Raw genomic sequence first — 19,587 nt, forward strand, 5'->3', positions numbered from 1 at the left:
AAGAGGATACCATCTCCCTGAGTCGCTACACTTAACTACTGCGTATAGGCTAAAAAAAACGGCCCCTATATAGGGACCGTTTCAACTTTTATCGCTGTACATTCACATCTGTAAATGCAGCATTAGCAAAAAATCATCTCTTTTTCGCTTTCGGGTTAGGCAAGTCGGTAATGCTACCTTCGTAGATTTCCGCCGCCAGGCCCACTGATTCATGCAATGTTGGGTGAGCATGAATGGTCAATGCGATATCTTCTGCATCACAACCCATCTCAATGGCCAGACCGATTTCACCTAACAGTTCGCCACCGTTAGTACCGACAATCGCGCCACCAATGATACGGTGAGTTTCTTTGTCGAAAATCAGTTTAGTCATACCATCTGCACAATCAGAAGCGATAGCACGGCCCGATGCCGCCCACGGGAAAGTGGAGGTTTCGTAGCTGATGCCTTTTTCTTTTGCTTCTTTTTCGGTCAAACCAACCCATGCGACTTCTGGTTCAGTGTACGCAATCGATGGAATAACTTTCGGATCGAAATAGTGCTTCATGCCTGCGATAACTTCAGCGGCAACATGGCCTTCGTGGACACCTTTATGCGCCAGCATTGGCTGACCCACGATGTCACCGATAGCAAAGATGTGTGGCACATTGGTGCGCAATTGCTTATCAACGTGGATAAAGCCACGATCATCAACTTCAACACCCGCCTGACCCGCATCCAGCAACTTACCGTTAGGTACGCGGCCAATCGCAACCAACACCGCATCATAGCGTTGTGGTTCTGCAGGTGCTTTTTTGCCTTCCATCGTGACATAGATACCGTCTTCTTTGGCTTCTACCGCGGTCACTTTGGTTTCCAGCATCAGATTGAACTGCTTGCTGATCCGCTTGGTAAAGACTTTCACCACGTCTTTATCTGCTGCGGGGATAACCTGATCAAGCATTTCGACCACGTCAATCTTGGAACCCAATGCGTGGTAAACGGTCCCCATTTCCAGGCCAATGATACCACCGCCCATTACCAACAAGCGCTCAGGAACCGTTCTCAGTGCCAGTGCGTCAGTTGAATCCCAAATACGTGGGTCTTCATGAGGAATGAATGGCAGTTGAATCGGGCGAGAACCCGCAGCGATAATGGCGTTATCGAAGTTAATGGTTGTTGGACCATTCTCACCGTCAACTACTAAGGTGTTCGCACCGGTAAATTTACCAAAACCAGTCACTACTTTGACTTTACGGCCTTTAGCCATACCTGCCAAACCACCAGTCAACTGATTGATAACTTTATCTTTCCAGACACGGACTTTATCAATATCAGTTTTAGGCTCGCCAAAAACGATACCATGTTCAGCCAACGCCTTAGCTTCTTCGATCACTTTGGCAACGTGTAACAGTGCCTTGGAAGGGATACAACCCACATTCAGGCAAACCCCACCCAGAGTGGAGTAGCGTTCAACCAGAATGGTTTCTAAACCTAAATCCGCACAACGAAAAGCAGCAGAGTACCCTGCTGGACCTGCCCCAAGTACCACGACCTGAGTTTTAATTTCAGTACTCATCATGACCTCTTAATTGTTTGTCCGGCGGGTCTGACATCATTTTTTAGGCGAATCAATTTCATAACGCCCTCATCCACCGGGACGCTCTTATACCGGGAACTGACTCGTGGGCAGTTTACAGAATTGTTAATAAACTGAAAAGCCGCATCGCGTGACCAGTGTCTCAACAACCTTGTCGACTAATGTAACAGCCAGACAAAGTCGGTTTATAAGTGTCTTTTCTCTATCGGTGATCAGTAATAACAAAATCAGCAATAACAAGAGCAGTAACAACAAGGCCGGCACGAAGCCGGCCTTGGCGATTACATCACCAGACGGCGAATATCAGCCATAATGGTAGCGATATACGCGGTGAAGCGTGCACCTGCTGCGCCATCAATCACACGGTGATCGAAGGACAGAGACAGCGGTAACATCAGGCGTGGAGCAAACTCTTTACCATTCCAGACAGGTTTCATGGATGATTTTGATACACCCAAGATAGCCACTTCTGGCGCATTGACGATTGGCGTAAATGCCGTACCGCCGATACCGCCCAGACTGGAGATAGTGAAACAGCCGCCTTGCATGTCAGATGCCGTCAGCTTGCCATCACGTGCTTTCTTAGAGATGACAGATAGCTCACGAGACAACTCGACAATCCCCTTTTTGTTGACGTCACGGAATACTGGAACCACCAAGCCGTTAGGTGTATCAACCGCCACACCGATATTGATGTATTTCTTCAGCGTCAGTTTCTGACCATCTTCGGAAATGGAGCTGTTAAAGCGTGGGAATTCTTCCAGCGCTTTAGCGGCGGCCTTCATCAGGAACACCAGCGGGGTGATTTTCAGGTCTTGTTTCTTCTTCTCAGCTTCGATGTTCTGTTGCTTACGGAAGGCTTCAACTTCAGTGATATCCGCTTCATCGAATTGCGTCACATGTGGGATCATGACCCAGTTACGGCTCAGGTTCGCACCAGAAATTTTCTGGATACGGCCTAATTCGACTTCTTCGATTTCACCAAATTTACTGAAATCAACTTTCGGCCAAGGCAACATGCCCGGCAGGCCGCCACCAGCCGCTGCAGGTGCAGCTTCGGCACGTTTCACTGCATCTTTTACGTAAGCTTGGATGTCTTCGCGCAGGATACGGCCCTTACGACCCGTCCCTTTCACCTTCGCCAGGTTGACACCGAACTCACGCGCCAGACGACGGATAACCGGCGTTGCATGCACGTAAGCGTCATTCTCGGCAAACTCGCCTTTGCTTTCTGCTTTGGCGGCTGGTGCGGCGGCTGGCACTGGCGCGACAGGTGCGGCTTGTTGAGCCGGAGCCGCTTCCACTGTTGGTGCTGGCGCGGCACCTTCAACTTCGAAGACCATAATCAGAGAACCGGTTTTCACTTTGTCGCCAGTACTGATTTTGATTTCTTTCACGATCCCAGCAAACGGTGCGGGCACTTCCATCGACGCTTTGTCGCCTTCAACCGTAATCAGTGATTGTTCAGCGTCAACTTTATCGCCAACTTTCACCATCACTTCAGTAACTTCAACTTCGTCATCACCGATATCTGGCACTTCAACATTTTTCGCAGCAGAGGCTGCCGGAGCAGGTGCTGCCGGTTTTTCGTCTGCTTTAATCGGTGCCGCAGCGGCACCCGTTGCTTCGAAGACCATGATCAGAGAACCGGTAGCCACTTTATCGCCAACCGCAATTTTGATCTCTTTAACCACGCCCGCCTGCGGTGAAGGAACTTCCATGGAAGCTTTATCGCCTTCAACGGTGATTAGCGACTGTTCCACTTCAACAGTATCGCCCACTTTCACCATAATTTCGGTGACTTCCACTTCATCTGCACCGATGTCTGGTACATTAATTTCTATAGACATTATTCTCTACCTCTTATGCCAGACGCGGGTTAACTTTATCAGCGTCGATACCAAACTTAGTAATTGCTTCTGCAACTACACTGGTGTCGATGTCACCGCGTTTCGCCAATTCACCCAGAGCAGCAACCACAACATAAGAAGAATCAACTTCGAAGTGGTGACGCAGGTTCTCACGGCTGTCAGAACGGCCAAAACCGTCAGTGCCCAGTACACGGAACTCGCTGGCAGGAATAAAGTTACGAATTTGTTCAGCAAACAACTTCATGTAGTCAGTAGATGCAACAGCAGGGGCATCATTCATTACCTGAGCCACATAAGGAACACGTGGTGTTTCTGTCGGGTGCAGCATGTTCCAACGCTCACAATCCTGACCGTCACGGGCCAGTTCAGTGAAGGAGGTCACACTGTACACATCAGAACCTACGCCGTAGTCTTTAGCCAGAATCTGAGCCGCTTCGCGAACGTGACGCAAGATAGCACCAGAGCTCATCAGCTGCACTTTGCCTTTGCTACCTTCAACAGTTTCCAGTTTGTAGATACCTTTACGGATACCTTCTTCTGCGCCCTGTGGCATAGCTGGCATGTGATAGTTTTCGTTAAGCGTGGTCAGGTAGTAATAAACGTTTTCCTGCGCTTCACCATACATACGCTCCAGACCGTCATGCATGATGACGGCGACTTCGTAAGCATAGGCCGGATCGTAAGAGATACAGTTCGGGATAGTCAGTGACTGAATATGGCTATGACCGTCTTCATGTTGCAGGCCTTCGCCATTCAGGGTTGTACGACCTGAAGTACCACCGATCAAGAAGCCACGAGCTTGTTGGTCACCCGCCGCCCAGCACAGATCGCCAATACGTTGGAAACCGAACATTGAGTAGTAGATGTAGAATGGGATCATTGGCAGATCGTTGGTGCTGTATGAAGTCGCAGCAGCCAACCATGAAGAGGCAGCACCCAGTTCATTAATCCCTTCTTGCAGGATCTGGCCCTTCTCGTCTTCTTTGTAGTAAGCAACCTGTTCACGGTCTTGTGGGGTGTACTGCTGACCATTCGGGCTGTAAATACCAATTTGACGGAACAGACCTTCCATACCGAAGGTGCGGGCTTCATCAGCGATGATTGGAACAATGCGATCTTTGATCGACTTGTTCTTCAGCATCACGTTCAGCACACGCACGAAGGCGATAGTGGTAGAGATCTCTTTATTCTGCTCTTCCAACAAGGAGCTGAAATCTGACAATGCAGGGATTTCCAGCTTCTCGGTGAATTTAGGCATACGGGTTGGCACATAGCCTTCCAGCGCCTGACGACGTTCGTGCAGATATTTATACTCTTCAGAGTCTTTCTCGAAGGTGATGTATGGCAGGTTTTCGATTTCAGCATCGGCAACTGGCACATTGAAACGATCACGGAAGTGGCGAACCCCATCCATGTTCATTTTCTTCACCTGGTGAGCAATATTTTTACCTTCAGCCGTTTCACCCATGCCGTAACCTTTAATGGTATGGGCCAGGATAACCGTTGGTTTACCTTGAGTTTCTTGCGCTTTTTTCAGTGCAGCAAAGACTTTCTTCGGATCATGACCACCCCGGTTCAGAGACCAGATCTCATCGTCAGTCATGTCTTTCACTAATGCAGCCGTTTCTGGGAAGCGGCCAAAGAAGTGTTCACGCACATAGGCGCCGTCTTTAGATTTAAACGTCTGGTAGTCACCATCCAGCGTTTCGTTCATCAATTGGATCAGTTTGCCGCTGGTATCTTTACGCAGCAGTTCATCCCAACGACCACCCCAAATGACTTTCAGAACCTGCCAGCCAGCACCATTGAAGATACCTTCCAGCTCATTAATGATTTTACCGTTACCAGTAACCGGGCCATCAAGGCGCTGCAAGTTACAGTTAATAACGAAGACCAGGTTATCCAATTTTTCACGGGTCGCGATGGTGATCGCACCTTTGGATTCCGGCTCATCCATCTCACCGTCACCCAAGAAGGCGTAAACAGTCTGTGCTGAAGTGTCTTTCAGACCACGGTGCGAGAGGTATTTCAGGAATTTGGCCTGATAAATTGCACTGATTGGACCCAGCCCCATAGATACTGTTGGGAACTGCCAGAATTCAGGCATCAGTTTTGGATGCGGGTATGAAGACAGACCTTTACCGTGAACTTCCTGACGGAAGTTATTCATTTGATCTTCAGTCAAACGGCCTTCCAGGAAGGCGCGCGCGTAAACACCTGGAGAAATGTGGCCCTGGAAGTAAACCAGATCGCCACCATCTTTTTGGTTACGGGCACGGAAGAAGTGGTTGAAGCAAACCTCGTAGAATGTAGCAGAAGACTGGAAGGACGCCATGTGGCCCCCCAAATCCAGGTCTTTCTTAGATGCACGCAACACCATCATCACCGCATTCCAACGGATAGCAGAACGAATACGACGCTCCAGATCCAGATTGCCAGGGTAAGCGGGTTCGTCTTCTACTGCGATGGTGTTGATGTAATCACGGTTTGCAGAACCTGCAGCAACACTCACGCCACCTTTACGGGCTTCGCCCAAGACCTGATCAATCAGATACTGAGCACGCTCAACACCCTCTTCACGGATGACCGATTCGATCGCCTGTAGCCAGTCGCGGGTTTCGATCGGATCCACGTCATTATTTAAACGTTCTGACATGGTGGTATTCCTTATTTATTTCTAATGGTTTATTTGGAGTCCATCTTCTAATGCTTTAACACAAGGCTAAAGCACACGCCCTGGTGAAGAACAGAAAGATAGGCCCATCAGTTTAGTTGCCGCTAATAATTCTCAAATGAGAATCCAAAACGAGTTATTGAGGTCTTGCAGAGGCGCAACCCGAATGATTCGTTTCTACTCCTTGCGCTGTTGGAGCCGGCGCAAAGATCGCTCACGGCGACTGTGCTCCCGGCTAAGATCCAACAGAATCTCCTCAATAAACGCCAAGTGACGGTGCGATGCTTCTCGTGCTTTTTCTGGTTCACGTGCCACAATCGCCTCGAAAATCCTGGCTCGGTGACTGCTCACAGTGGCCAACATTTCGCGGCGCAAGTAGAGCAATTCAAAGTTTTGTCTGACGTTTTGCTCCAGCATTGGCCCCATACAACGGAGTAAATGCAGCAAGACCACATTATGTGCGGCCTCTGTGACCGCCACTTGATACTGCATCACCGCATCGGCTTCAGCATCCAAATCACCGTTATCCTGCGCTTGCTGGATGACAGTATGGCACTCACGGATACGTTGCAGATCTTCATCAGTGCCACGCAGTGCTGCGTAGTAGGCAGCAATACCTTCGAGGGCATGACGGGTTTCAAGCAGGTCGAATTGTGCTTCTGGATGGTCTGCCAACAGTTCAGCTAGCGGATCGCTAAAACTTTGCCACAGATTGGTCTGAACGAAGGTACCCCCTCCCTGACGACGCAACAGTAAGCCTTTAGCTTCTAATCGCTGAATGGCTTCTCTCAAAGAAGGTCGGGAAACATCAAATTGCTTCGCCAACTCACGTTCAGGCAGTAACTTTTCACCCGGACGCAGCGTCCCTTCCAAGATCAAGTATTCGAGCTGCTGCTCGATTACATCTGATAGTTTGGGTTGACGTATTTTGTTGTAGGCCATATTTGGTGTAAGCCGTATTGAGTGAATCGTCTCTGCGGGTGGCGCGGAGTCAATTGGTAATACCAATTTAAAAAACGTGACGATAAAGTAACAAAGTATTCACTAGCTGTCCATACGGACCTTGACCGAAATCATGAAACCCAGCACATTTTAACAACTTTATGAATAAAGCAGAGCAAAGTGATAACGTACCGGTGGTAATACCATTACCTGACGCTACCGAATATTAACCTTGATAAAACGTATAATTAGGCAAGCTGAAGCGTTATAGTTATTTAATTATTAAATTTAAATTCATATTTTTTGAATTTAAATTCACATTTAACTAAATGAACGTCATATCTACTTTTTCTTTCATCAGCGCACCAGCATGACTCTTTTTCCTCACTATAAGATTTTTTCCAAAATATCAGTTTGATCACGTATCAATATATTTATTGCCATTCTGCTCAAAAATTAGACAACTAAAAAAGAAAGCAGATGCAAAAAATTTTTCATACCACTATTCTCTCTCAAACGGTAGCCTGTGAATAAAATTCACAACAGGATTATCGTAAAGAAAAAAATACAATGGATGTAATAAAAAAATTACATAACTACCCAAAATCACTGGCGTTGTAAGCAAGCAACAATCAAATGGATTCCGATAAGTTTACTCCGGCAAGCGATTCGAGTAATGGTAAGTGGTTCAAGTGACGGTAAGTGGTCCAAGTGAATGTAGCTAGCGCCTCTGTAACGTCAAAAATGAAGGGTATAGCAAAAGGCTAAGATTAAGCCCGCGAGTAGTCACAACGACAGAGGATGCAATTGATGAGTGTTCAACAAGAGGATGCTGAGCTAAAACGGGGGCTTAAAAACCGCCATATTCAGCTTATTGCCCTAGGTGGTGCAATTGGTACCGGACTCTTCCTCGGCATAGCGCAAACCATCAAAATGGCTGGTCCTTCGGTTTTACTGGGGTATGCAATTGGTGGTTTTATTGCGTTCCTGATTATGCGCCAGCTAGGAGAAATGGTGGTCGAGGAGCCTGTAGCCGGTTCCTTTAGTCACTTTGCGTATAAATATTGGGGAAATTTTGCCGGTTTTGCTTCTGGCTGGAACTACTGGGTACTTTATGTGTTAGTGGCGATGGCCGAGCTGACCGCCGTGGGTATCTATGTGCAATATTGGTGGCCAGAGATCCCAACCTGGGTCTCCGCCGCTATCTTCTTCTTGGCCATCAACGCCATCAATCTGGCTAACGTAAAAGTCTATGGTGAGATGGAATTTTGGTTTGCCATCATTAAAGTGGTCGCGATTATTGCGATGATTTTATTTGGCGGTTACCTGCTCATTAGTGGCCGGGGTGGCCCAGAAGCCACGGTAACCAACTTATGGGCCCAAGGCGGTTTCTTCCCGAATGGCATCATGGGTCTGGTGATGGCAATGGCAGTCATTATGTTCTCTTTCGGTGGCCTTGAATTAGTGGGTATCACCGCAGCAGAAGCAGAAGACCCCGCCAAAAGCATTCCAAAAGCAACCAATCAGGTTATCTACCGTATCCTTCTGTTTTATATAGGTTCTCTGGCAATATTATTATCACTCTACCCATGGGGAAAAGTGGTCGAAGGCGGCAGCCCATTCGTATTGATTTTCGATGCACTGGACAGTAATGCAGTCGCCACTGTCTTAAATATTGTCGTACTGACGGCTGCACTTTCGGTCTACAACAGCTGCGTTTACTGTAACAGCCGCATGCTGTTTGGTTTAGCTAAACAAGGTAACGGCCCGAAAATCCTGTTGAAAGTGGATGGGCGAGGTGTTCCAGTCATTGCGATTGCTGTTTCTGCGTTTGCTACCGCTTTCTGTGTACTGATTAACTACCTGTTACCTGGCCGTGCCTTTGAATTGCTGATGGCATTAGTGGTATCAGCTTTAGTGATCAACTGGGCGATGATTAGCCTGGCACATCTTAAATTCCGTGCGGCGAAAAACCGCCAGGGCGTAACCCCACAATTCAAAGCATTTTGGTATCCGTTCGGTAACTGTCTGTGCTTATTGTTTTTGGCTGGCATCTTAGTGATCATGTTTCTGACACCCGACATCCGGATTTCAGTACTACTTATTCCTGCCTGGGTAGTCGTCCTAGCGATTGGTTATATTCTGAAGAATCAGACCCAGCAGCAGAGCACTGGCAGTAGGAAAGTAACCAAGTAACCAAGTAACCAAGTAACCAAGTAAAGAATAGCCCGTTTCCTTGGAAACCCGCTAGTTAGCCTTATCAAGGCCAGCACTAAGTGCTGGCCTGAGGTTATTGACAAAGTGCCCGAGGCAGAGAGCATGGGTACGCTGAGACGCCCAATTATTGGGGTAACCAATTATTGGGCACAATAATCCCCAAGCATCGGAATCCATTAGCGTATTAAACCAGTGCGCCGTAAATCGTCAGTAATGCGACGACGACAATGATCGTCAATGTAACTTTTCGGGCTAAAGACACCGCTGCGCGGGGTGTCTGCACCGGATCTAAATGCGGTTCTCGTGCCAAAGAATACTGAGCAAGCCGCGTCAGCACCTGATATTGCTGAGAGTGGAAATCGCCCAATGAAGCAAGCCAAGCGGGCATAGCCCTTTCACCATGCCCCAACAAAGCATAGGCAACGCCGACTAACCGCACAGGAACCCAATCCAGCCAATGCAGGATACCGTCAATACCCGTTTGAGAACGCTCTAAAGGCGTGTGATGGCGTGCTAACCACGTTTGATATCCTCGTAATATGGCATAACCAGCCAACGCTACAGGGCCATAGCTGCCACACACAATAAGCCAGAAAATAGGGGCTAAATAGTAGCGAAAGTTAATCCACAGCAAGGCATTTTGCAAAGATTGCAGACGGTCCTTCTCACCACTTTCTATCGGCAAACCATGAATTAGCGCGAGTTCCTCTGCCATTTTATCTGTAGCATGCATATCGCCTTGGCGAGCAGCTTTCAAATATGCACGGTAGTGCCTACGAATCCCCCCCGCCCCAATACACATTAGGCAAATCAGGATCCAAAGCAATAATAGTGGGAAGCCAAACAAAATATTTTGCACTAATTGCAAAATCCCCCAAACCAGCACCATCCATAGGACAGTTAACAAAATGGTTTGTATCAAGGAAAATCGCTGCAAGCGGGCAAATACAACTTCAAGGCGGTGATCTAACTGCCAATGTTCGCCCAGTTTAAACAAGCGCTCCCATGCCAGCACCAGTAACAGCGTAAACAATGTCATTAGTTCTTATTCTCCCTTCGATTGAACCTATCCTGAGACAGGGCATATACCCTATGGCATTCATGAATGACAGAACCAGACAGCATTCGGGATGGATCTATCCCCTAGCGATAAATACCTGCCTGATAATAAGACTGCATTAACTTTACTGAGTTACAGAGATTATATGGTTGTACAGAGTATGTAGTTAAATAGATCATATAGTTAAATAGATCATGCAATTACACTGGCTATGTGATGCCACCGACAACCTGATCATACAAGCAACTTAGCTAAACTTTGTTGATAAAAAAACCAATCAAAGGCTGGCCCTGGATCTGTTTTACGCCCTGGTGCGATATCACTGTGACCAGTCACCCGCTCTACCGTTATTGGATAGTGGGCAAATAAAACTGCACTGATCTCAGTCAGCCGTTGATATTGCACGGGAGTAAACGGTAACACATCTGTCCCTTCCAGCTCGATCCCAATAGAAAAATCGTTACATCGCTCACGCCCAGAAAATACTGAAACACCTGCATGCCTGGCCCGTTTATCAAACGGAATATACTGAATGATTTCACCATCACGGCGAATCAAACAATGGGCCGAGACGCGTAAATGTACAATATCAGCAAAATAGGGATGCTCATCGGCATTGAGTGTCCCGGTGAAGAGCTGATCGATATAGGGGCCACCAAACTCACTGGGCGGTAGACTGATACTATGAATCACCAGCAGAGAGGGCGTTTCGCCCTCTGGCCGCTGATCAAAATGGGGGGAAAGCACCTGTTTAACCCCGACAATCCAGCCGTTTTCCAGTAGCATCATTTACTCCAGTCATCCTGATCGTTCACTTTGAGCGGCTCTTTGATAGCACTTCAGCCTGCAACAGGGTAGCATGTTTAGACGATTGTCTATTCGCCATTTCGGAGTTTATATGCCGCCCCGCCGCTACAATTCCAACAGCCGCCGCGTAGCGCTATTGGAACGAATTCAAAGTGATATACCTGCGACTGTTGCTCAGGCACTGAGTGAAGACCTAGGCGGGGAGGTCAATGCAGATCGTGATCTCACCGCACAATTACTCCCCGCAGATAAACAGGCTACCGCCACGATTATTACCCGTGAAGCCGGTATCTTTTGTGGACAACGCTGGTTGAATGAAGTCTTTATTCAACTGGGTGCACAAACCTCAATTCAGTGGCTGGTTACAGATGGCGATAAACTGACAGCCAATCAAACACTTTGCCATTTGACCGGGCCTGCTCGCATTCTGCTGACAGGTGAGCGCACCGCACTTAACTTCCTGCAAACGCTATCAGGGGTGGCCACCGAAGTCAGCCGCTATGTTGTACAACTCGCTGGGCTGAAGACACAACTACTCGATACCCGCAAGACACTACCAGGCCTGCGTACTGCATTAAAATATGCCGTCCTCTGTGGTGGTGGTAATAACCATCGGCTCGGTCTATCTGACGCCTTCCTTATTAAAGAGAATCATATTATTGCGGCCGGTTCGATTAAAGAAGCCGTCGCCAAAGCCTTTTGGATACATGCCGATGTCCCTATTGAGGTTGAAGTTGAATCCCTCGATGAATTACAGCAAGCACTGGAAGCAGGTGCAGACATCATTATGTTAGATAACTTTACCATTCCAATGATGCGTGATGCCGTCAAAATGCGCGATGAACAGGCTAAGACTCAAGGCAGTGCACAATTGGAGGTCTCGGGTAATGTCACTTTAGAAACGTTACGCAGTTACGCTGAAACCGGCATTGACTTCATCTCAGTAGGAGCGCTTACCAAGCACATAACAGCGTTAGACCTCTCAATGCGTTTCCAGTAACCCTACCAAACTATCTTCGGCGGATAGCAATTATTATCAGGTCAATATCCTGTTTTGCGAGTACCGCCGAAGTTATCTGTCACGTCATTGTAACAACCTAAATATCCGTCAATACGTCCCGCAATTCAGCGCAAAGCCCCTGTTGATATGAATTAAAAAACGGCACCCTACCTCCAGTTGCTAAAACACATGGAGGGGTAAAATGACTAAACATCAGGGTTTAACATTACAGAAAGGTTTTACATTAATTGAACTGATGGTTGCGATTGCTATCATCGCGGTCCTCAGTGGTATTGGAATTCCCTCGTATCAGCGTTATATCCAAAAAGCAGCACTCACCGACATGCTACAAGCCATTGTCCCCTACAAGATGGCAGTAGAGCTTTGCGCTCTCGAGCAATCTAACCTTGATAGCTGCAACGCAGGCAGTAATGGAATCCCAGCAGGGCAAATATCGCGTTATATCAATGCAATAAATATTGCCAAAGGTGTTATTACATTAAGCGGACAACACACACTTACTGGCCTGACATTGGCAATATCACCAACCCGAAACAGCAATGGAAATTTAATCTGGACCAGAACGTGTACGGCAACAGATAGTGCCATGACTGATAGCTGTAAAATGGTATTCCGCTTTAATGATAAGGACCCATCAAATGGCTGAATTTATGATGTCCTCATTTGAGACAATTAGTGATGAATTACACCTTCTCTGTCGGCGTTATCGGGCAGTTGCACTCACACTTGATGGTAAAAGCCTTTTGATAGCATCAGCCCAGACCGTTGATGAAGCATTATTGACCGCGCTGCGTTTCACATGTGGCCGTCAAGTAAGAGTGGAATATTGGCCCGAAGCCAAGATTGAACAATCATTGTATTTGGGGAGTACGACGAAAAACAACCTAAATAGTAGTGTTAACAACGGGCTAAATAGCACTTCTTTATCCCCAAAAGGAGGTGATCCGTCACGACTAAAACCGCACAATCAGCAACAGCCAATAGATGATACTTTGTTTGATAATGAGAGTGACATACCTGTCATTCAATTCATAACGCAGACGCTAAGTCTAGCCATTCAAAAACGCGCTTCAGATATCCATTTTGAGCCTTATCAACACCACTATCGTGTTCGTTTAAGAATTGATGGTGTCTTGCATGAATTTACCCCACCCGAGGCAGAATGGGCAGCTCGGATTAGCAGTTGCCTGAAAGTCATGGCGAAATTAAATATTGCTGAACGACGATTACCACAAGATGGTCAACTAACCTTACCCTTTGGTGATTCACGCTATTCAATGCGTATAGCGACCCTCCCTACGCAATATGGTGAAAAAGTGGTGTTGCGTATTCTTCAAATACAGCAGCAAACCACGTTGGAAAAGTTGGGGATGACGGATGCGGCACTGAAACAATTAACGCAGGCATTATCAGTACCGCAAGGGTTGATTCTGGTCACTGGCCCCACAGGTAGTGGAAAAACCATTACGCTATACTGCAGTTTAGCGCGGCTGAATCAGACACAAAGAAACATCTGTAGCGTCGAAGATCCTATTGAGATCCCCGTTGATGGCATTAACCAAACCCAGGTAAACAGCAAGATCGGTCTGGATTTTTCTCGAGTACTACGAGCCATCCTACGTCAGGATCCAGATGTCATTATGGTTGGCGAAATTCGTGATAATGAAACCGCCAGTATCGCAGTTAACGCGGCCCAAACAGGGCATCTGGTCCTATCGACGCTGCACACTAACTCAACAGCAGAAACGCTAATACGCATGACGCAAATGGGAATAGAACGCCATTTAATCGCATCAAGTCTAAAACTCGTCGTTGCTCAACGTTTGGTGCGCCGCCTATGCTTACATTGCCGTCAGGCTGCATCTCACCCCTTTTTTCCACCAGGTCACATAAGGTCTGGTCCGATCCAACACTATCTAGCTGTAGGTTGTGAGCACTGTTGTGCTGGGTATTATGGCCGAACAGGCGTTTATGAAATGCTGAATGTAACACCGCAGATTCAGCAGGCCTTACTCAATAATGCCAGCCCTGCAAAACTGGTACAAATTGCCCAGAAACAAGAACAAACAGCCTTACTCTGCGCAGGTTTAGCTTTAATCGAGAAAGGCATCACTACCCTTAGTGAAATTAATCGTGTTGTGGGCTTCGTAGCAGAAACAGAGGCCACCTCTTGAGCTACCATCGTTTATTCAATTGGACAGCTCTAAACAAAACAGGGGAGCTACAGACGGGTATGCTACTAGCAACTGAGAGAAACAGTGTCTATGAACATATCATCCAGCATGGTTTACAGCCTCTAGGAGTGAAAGGGGGAAGGCGGCTATCTGCACGCTACTGGCAAGGGGAACGGTTAGTGGCAATGACCCGCCAATTAGCAACTTTATTGCAAGCAGGTTTACCGTTGGTCAACAGTTTACAGTTATTGGCAAAAGAGGCAGATGACTCAGCATGGCGTTGCCTATTAGATGAAATAAGTCAGCAAGTTGCACAAGGCCAGTCACTATCGGAAGTGATGGAGCTGTATCCACACGCATTTCCCCGACTATATCCTCCAGTGATTGCCGTCGGGGAGCTTACTGGTAATCTTGAGCAATGTTGTATTCAATTAGTACACCATCAGGAGCGGCAGCAAAATTTACACAAAAAAGTCATAAAAGCGCTGAAATACCCCGTTGTAGTCTGCATCGTCGCATTGGTAGTCAGTATCATTATGTTAGTCATGGTGTTACCCGAATTTGCACAAATATATCAATCGTTTGATACCCCTCTGCCGGGGCTAACTGCGAGCTTGCTGTGGCTATCAACCTTTCTCACTTTTTATGGCCCCTATCTGGCGCTGATAATAGCGGTACTGTGTATTGGGTATTTCTATACATTACGAAAAAAAGCCCGTTGGCAACAATGGGAACAGACCATTCTATTAAGCATTCCCTTGGTCTCAACATTAATCCGTGGTAGCTGCCTTAGCCAAATTTTTCAAACGTTAGCCATCACGCAACAAGCGGGGCTGCCCTTATCGGCCGGATTAGATGCAGCAGCCCGATCCATTCACAATTACAATTATCAGCAAGCCTTAAGGTGTATTCAAAAACAGATTAGCCAAGGTATACCGCTGTATACCACTCTTGCTCAACATCCTTTATTTCCCGCCATTTGTCAGCAACTCATTAGGGTTGGTGAAGAATCAGGTTCACTGGATGTGTTGCTGGAAAAGTTGGCCTGTTGGCATCAGCAACAAACTCAGAATTTGGCAGACAACGTCACTCAAATGCTAGAGCCACTTCTGATGCTTATTATTGGCAGTATTGTAGGTGTACTAGTAATCGCTATGTATTTACCCATATTCCAGTTGGGCGATGTTATCGGATAACCTCATTACAGACATGGTGGATATGCTGGGCATGGTGGATATAACAGGCTAAGGGGGAGGATGTAGAGCAGATAAATAAAAATTGTCTATGGAATACAGACACATACAACGGCCTGGAATAATGATCTGAGACGGGTTCGTCTGGACCCTATAAATAATTCGGTGTAACTGCCACCATATTAATTTAAAGGTGACCGTCAATACGGTCACCGAACTCGATAATAAAACGGCTCATCGCCTGACCAGTAGATAAGGGCACAAATTAGTCCCTTATCTACCATGCAATCCTATATTGAATTGCGTTGGTACCCTGTCACTCAGCGCTCAGGTATCATGATGACGCTATTACCAGCAAATTATCATGCCGTAATAACCCACATCAATCAGTGCCAAATACACGGTTTTCTTGTTCTGCTACGCGGATAAACGTTGTGCGTTTCGTTAATTCTTTCAGATGTGAAGCGCCCACATAAGTACATGCAGAACGTAGGCCTCCCATGATGTCACGCACGGTATTATCGACTGAACCACGCAGTGGCAACTTAACCGTTTTACCTTCTGCCGCACGGTATTGTGCAACACCACCGACATGACGTTTCATCGCAGATTCAGAACTCATACCGTAAAATAGCATGAACTTCTCGCCATTCTCTTCGACAACGCGCCCTTCACACTCATCATGGCCTGCCAACATGCCACCTAGCATCACGAAATCGGCACCACCACCAAAAGCTTTAGCCACATCACCTGGAACAGAACAACCGCCATCGCTGACAATTTGTCCCCCAAGTCCATGAGCAGCATCAGCGCACTCAATGACAGCAGACAGTTGTGGGTAACCAACGCCGGTCTTAACTCGAGTGGTACAAACAGAACCAGGGCCAATACCGACTTTAACAATATCAGCACCAGAGAGGATCAGTTCCTCTACCATTTCGCCCGTCACGACATTACCCGCACAAATAACTTTATCAGGACAAGCGTCACGCGCTCTTTGCAGGAAAGAAACAAAGTGTTCTGAGTAGCCGTTCGCGACATCAATACAGATAAATTTTAATGATGGTGATAACGCCAAAATTTGTTTCATTTTGTCGAAATCAGCAGAAGAAGTGCCAGTTGATACCATGACATGGCGTAACACTGATTCTGGAGAACGCTTAACGAACTCTGCCCATTGTTCGAGAGTGTAATGCTTATGAACAGCGGTAAGAATATCAAATGAAGCCAAAACCTCAGCCATGCGGAAGGTACCAACGGTATCCATATTAGCGGCTATGATAGGAACACCGGACCAATTCCAACCTGAATGTTTGAAAGTAAACTGACGTTCCAGAGCAACTTCAGAACGGCTTTTCAGCGTTGAACGTTTCGGACGGATTAACACATCCTTAAAGCCTAATTTCAAACCTTCTTCAATGCGCATGACTTATTATTCCCTGGTTATTGGCGATAGATCGCAAAATGTGATCGGGCGTAAAACACGCCATCCCAGTGGAGCTATCATACGCATGAATAATTCTTCGGCAAGACTGCGAATTAACCTTTATTTGCGCTACAATCCCACAAATTACCTGAATATGACTAACCACGCTCTTATCCGTGAGTTTTCTCCGCTTATTTTACTGCGCCACACAGATAGAATGCATACCTTGCCTATGCCTTCGCCCAAGCTTTCAGATACAATTCGAGCACCCAATGGCAGTAAACAAGGCGAATAAATGACCTATATTGTGGCTCTTACCGGTGGGATCGGCAGTGGAAAAAGTACGGTAGCAAATACATTCGCCAATTTCGGTGTGCCGTTGGTTGATGCTGATATTATTGCTCGTCAGGTTGTTGAACCAGGGACATCTGCACTAGCGGCCATTGTATCCCGTTATGGTGAAAATATTTTGCAGCAAGATGGCTCATTAGATAGAGCGACATTGCGACAAAAAATTTTCAGTGAGCAACAGGAAAAAGCATGGTTAAATTCACTGTTACACCCCCTTATTCAGCAGGAAACGCAACGCCAATTAGCCGGTATTGATCAACCTTATGCCCTTTGGGTTGTACCTCTACTGGTTGAAAATGGTTTACATCACCGGGCAGATCGTGTGTTAGTAGTCGACGTAACACCAGACATACAGCTCGCACGGACCATGGCGAGAGATGGTATTACACGCCAACAGGCAGAAAATATTTTGGCTTCACAGGTTTCGCGGCAACAACGCTTGGCCTGTGCTGATGACATTATTGACAATAGCGGCGACCCGTTAATGCTCGCCCAACATGTTGCCTCACTACACCAACGGTACTTAAAATTGGCAACTGCGGCCCAACAGGATCTACATCAATGAGTGACCTTACCTCAACAATACTTTTTGAACATCCGCTCAATGAAAAAATGCGCACTTGGCTAAGAATGGAGTTTTTATTACAACAGCTAGAAAGCCACCGCTCATTAGATAATATTGCCAATGCATTAACCTTTTTCCGTACCGCATCGGATTTAATTGATGTACTTGAACGCGGTGAAGTCCGTACTGATCTGTTAAAAGAACTTGAGCGCCAACAGCAAAAACTACAGCAATGGGCTGATATACCCGGTGTTGACGTGTCATTGGTAGACTCTCTTCGCAATCAGCTAAAAAGCCGTGCCGCCATATTAATGTCAGCCCCGCGTATCGGGCAATCACTAAAAGAAGATCGCTTGATCAGTGTGATCCGCCAGCGTCTGAGTATCCCTGGAGGATGTTGTAGTTTTGATTTACCGACGTTACATGTCTGGTTACATCAACCGCCAGAACAACGAGACCTGCACATCAATAAATTGCTAGCGAGTCTGGCCCCTCTTCACCAGTCACTGACGATCATTTTGGACTTAATTCGCCAGTCATGCCCTTTACGTAGCCAGATAAGTTTAAATGGTTTCTTTCAGGATAATGCTGGGGGGGCTGATCTGCTCAGATTACGTCTACCGCTCGATCCACAACTGTATCCACAGATTTCCGGCCATAAAACACGGTATGCCATTCGCTTTTTAGCGCTTGATAGTGAAAATGGTACCGTTCCGGCCCGTTTATCGTTTGAATTAGCCTGCTGCTGATTTTGTAATAAGTGTGATACCCAATAGATTTCAAGGCGTAGGAAGGCTGCAAAGGAGTGAATCCCGCATCATTGACATCAGCAAATAATACGGGTGAACGGGAACCGCCAATACATCTACTACTTGAAAGATGAAGGGTATCGATAGATTTTAGGAGAGAACATGGAATCAGAACAAATACAGGTTAACTGCCCCACCTGTGGAAAAGTCGTTATCTGGGGTGAACAAAGCCCTTTTCGCCCTTTTTGTTGCAAGCGCTGCCAGCTTATTGATTTAGGTGAGTGGGCAGACGAAGAAAAACGGATCTCTAGCGATACAGAGCTGTCTGACAGTGACGAATGGAGCGAGGAAGATCCTCTCAAGCATTAACCGCTGTCTATTTTTAACGGTAATATGTCTTTAACCGAGATGTGTCTTAAGCGTTATTGTTTCTTAAAAAATGGAGCAGACAACGTCTTGCTCCATTAAAATAAAGCAGGTACAGCGGCGCTATGCAGTTAATCATTTATTTTGTTAATAATTCAATAATTGCGGCATTAGCGGGAGGGAATTCGTCAATTCGTAGTTCCGATTGCAATACCCAGCGCATAGGCTGCCCTTCACGGCCAAAGGGTTCACCATCCCACACCTCTACCCAATAGAAGTGCAATGTGACGATTCGATCACTAAAAGTATGTTCCAGCACTTTTAATAAAGTCGCCTGCTGTACCACAATTCCCGTTTCTTCCAGCAATTCACGTTTTAATGCAATTTCGGGTGTTTCACCCTGCTCAATCTTGCCGCCGGGGAACTCCCAAAAGCCAGCCATATGTGAGTCAGCAGCACGCTGAGTGATAAAAATTTCCTGTTTCGGGTTCCGAATGATCCCAACAGCAATTTGTAAGTGTTTCATTTTTTCTCCTGGTCAGGGCGCTTCAATGACCGACTTATTAACGAAAAAAACTTAAAATAAAGGGCG

General features: G+C 46.7%; 17 protein-coding genes. 9 read left to right on the top strand and 8 right to left on the bottom strand.

All coding sequences use genetic code 11. The features are described from left to right. Positions 1–133: 133 nt before the first annotated feature. The 4 genes from lpdA to pdhR form a co-directional block, all read right to left on the bottom strand. The gene (gene lpdA / locus AC971_RS04695; protein WP_038402129.1) at positions 134–1,558 is read right to left on the bottom strand and encodes a dihydrolipoyl dehydrogenase; all 1,425 of its coding nucleotides are present in this window, start codon (positions 1,556–1,558) and stop codon (positions 134–136) included. A 302-nt stretch (positions 1,559–1,860) separates the two neighbouring features. Further along, on the bottom strand, positions 1,861–3,429 hold the full coding sequence (gene aceF, locus AC971_RS04700) for a pyruvate dehydrogenase complex dihydrolipoyllysine-residue acetyltransferase (RefSeq protein ID WP_025382616.1): 1,569 nt from the start codon (positions 3,427–3,429) through the stop codon (positions 1,861–1,863). 13 nt (positions 3,430–3,442) lie between these two features. Continuing rightward, positions 3,443–6,106 (bottom strand): pyruvate dehydrogenase (acetyl-transferring), homodimeric type, encoded by a 2,664-nt coding sequence (gene aceE / locus AC971_RS04705; RefSeq protein ID WP_025382615.1) that lies wholly within the window; start codon positions 6,104–6,106, stop codon positions 3,443–3,445. A gap of 195 nt (positions 6,107–6,301) precedes the next feature. Further along, positions 6,302–7,066, bottom strand: a complete 765-nt coding sequence (gene pdhR / locus AC971_RS04710; RefSeq protein ID WP_025382614.1) for a pyruvate dehydrogenase complex transcriptional repressor PdhR — start codon at positions 7,064–7,066, stop codon at positions 6,302–6,304. An 810-nt stretch (positions 7,067–7,876) separates the two neighbouring features. Between pdhR and AC971_RS04715 the strand changes: the two genes are divergently transcribed. Continuing rightward, entirely contained in the window at positions 7,877–9,262 is a 1,386-nt protein-coding gene (locus tag AC971_RS04715; RefSeq protein ID WP_025382613.1) for an amino acid permease, read from the top strand. A 205-nt stretch (positions 9,263–9,467) separates the two neighbouring features. Here AC971_RS04715 and ampE read toward each other — a convergent pair whose 3' ends face one another. Further along, entirely contained in the window at positions 9,468–10,322 is an 855-nt protein-coding gene (ampE, locus tag AC971_RS04720) for a beta-lactamase regulator AmpE (RefSeq protein WP_025382612.1), read from the bottom strand. A 255-nt stretch (positions 10,323–10,577) separates the two neighbouring features. Continuing rightward, on the bottom strand, positions 10,578–11,129 hold the full coding sequence (ampD, locus tag AC971_RS04725) for a 1,6-anhydro-N-acetylmuramyl-L-alanine amidase AmpD (RefSeq protein ID WP_025382611.1): 552 nt from the start codon (positions 11,127–11,129) through the stop codon (positions 10,578–10,580). 112 nt (positions 11,130–11,241) lie between these two features. Here ampD and nadC point away from each other — a divergent pair, with 112 nt between their 5' ends. The 4 genes from nadC (at position 11,242) to hofC (ending at position 15,541) form a co-directional block, all read left to right on the top strand. After that, positions 11,242–12,150 carry a carboxylating nicotinate-nucleotide diphosphorylase gene (gene nadC, locus AC971_RS04730; RefSeq protein ID WP_025382610.1) on the top strand — a complete coding sequence of 303 codons (909 nt, stop codon included), beginning with the start codon at positions 11,242–11,244 and terminating at the stop codon, positions 12,148–12,150. Positions 12,151–12,352: 202 nt separating this feature from the next. Beyond that, positions 12,353–12,817 (top strand): prepilin peptidase-dependent pilin, encoded by a 465-nt coding sequence (ppdD, locus tag AC971_RS04735; RefSeq protein ID WP_025382609.1) that lies wholly within the window; start codon positions 12,353–12,355, stop codon positions 12,815–12,817. After that, a complete protein-coding gene (gene gspE, locus AC971_RS04740) occupies positions 12,810–14,345 on the top strand; it encodes a type II secretion system protein GspE (RefSeq protein ID WP_025382608.1) in 1,536 nt (511 codons plus the stop codon). The genes ppdD and gspE overlap by 8 nt, the downstream gene beginning before the upstream one ends. Further along, positions 14,342–15,541, top strand: coding sequence for a protein transport protein HofC (gene hofC, locus AC971_RS04745; protein WP_025382607.1), 1,200 nt, complete (start codon positions 14,342–14,344; stop codon positions 15,539–15,541). The genes gspE and hofC overlap by 4 nt, the downstream gene beginning before the upstream one ends. A gap of 379 nt (positions 15,542–15,920) precedes the next feature. On the opposite strand, the gene AC971_RS04750 is transcribed toward hofC, so the two are convergent. Next, positions 15,921–16,964, bottom strand: a complete 1,044-nt coding sequence (locus tag AC971_RS04750; RefSeq protein WP_025382606.1) for a GMP reductase — start codon at positions 16,962–16,964, stop codon at positions 15,921–15,923. An 85-nt stretch (positions 16,965–17,049) separates the two neighbouring features. On the opposite strand from AC971_RS04750, the gene AC971_RS25030 reads away from it, so the two are divergent. From AC971_RS25030 to yacG, 4 genes are all read left to right on the top strand, one after another. Beyond that, positions 17,050–17,259 (top strand): hypothetical protein, encoded by a 210-nt coding sequence (locus AC971_RS25030; protein ID WP_038402127.1) that lies wholly within the window; start codon positions 17,050–17,052, stop codon positions 17,257–17,259. Next, positions 17,260–17,880 carry a dephospho-CoA kinase gene (coaE, locus tag AC971_RS04755; protein WP_025382605.1) on the top strand — a complete coding sequence of 207 codons (621 nt, stop codon included), beginning with the start codon at positions 17,260–17,262 and terminating at the stop codon, positions 17,878–17,880. It abuts the gene before it with no gap. Beyond that, positions 17,877–18,629, top strand: a complete 753-nt coding sequence (gene zapD, locus AC971_RS04760) for a cell division protein ZapD (protein ID WP_025382604.1) — start codon at positions 17,877–17,879, stop codon at positions 18,627–18,629. Before coaE ends, zapD begins: the two co-directional genes overlap by 4 nt. A 162-nt stretch (positions 18,630–18,791) precedes the next feature. Further along, complete coding sequence (yacG, locus tag AC971_RS04765) at positions 18,792–18,998, top strand: DNA gyrase inhibitor YacG (protein WP_025382603.1); 207 nt, start codon at positions 18,792–18,794, stop codon at positions 18,996–18,998. A 136-nt stretch (positions 18,999–19,134) separates the two neighbouring features. On the opposite strand, the gene mutT is transcribed toward yacG, so the two are convergent. Then, on the bottom strand, positions 19,135–19,521 hold the full coding sequence (mutT, locus tag AC971_RS04770; RefSeq protein ID WP_025382602.1) for an 8-oxo-dGTP diphosphatase MutT: 387 nt from the start codon (positions 19,519–19,521) through the stop codon (positions 19,135–19,137). Positions 19,522–19,587: the final 66 nt, after the last annotated feature.

Source organism: Yersinia similis, assembly GCF_001053095.1.
GTDB lineage: Bacteria > Pseudomonadota > Gammaproteobacteria > Enterobacterales > Enterobacteriaceae > Yersinia > Yersinia similis.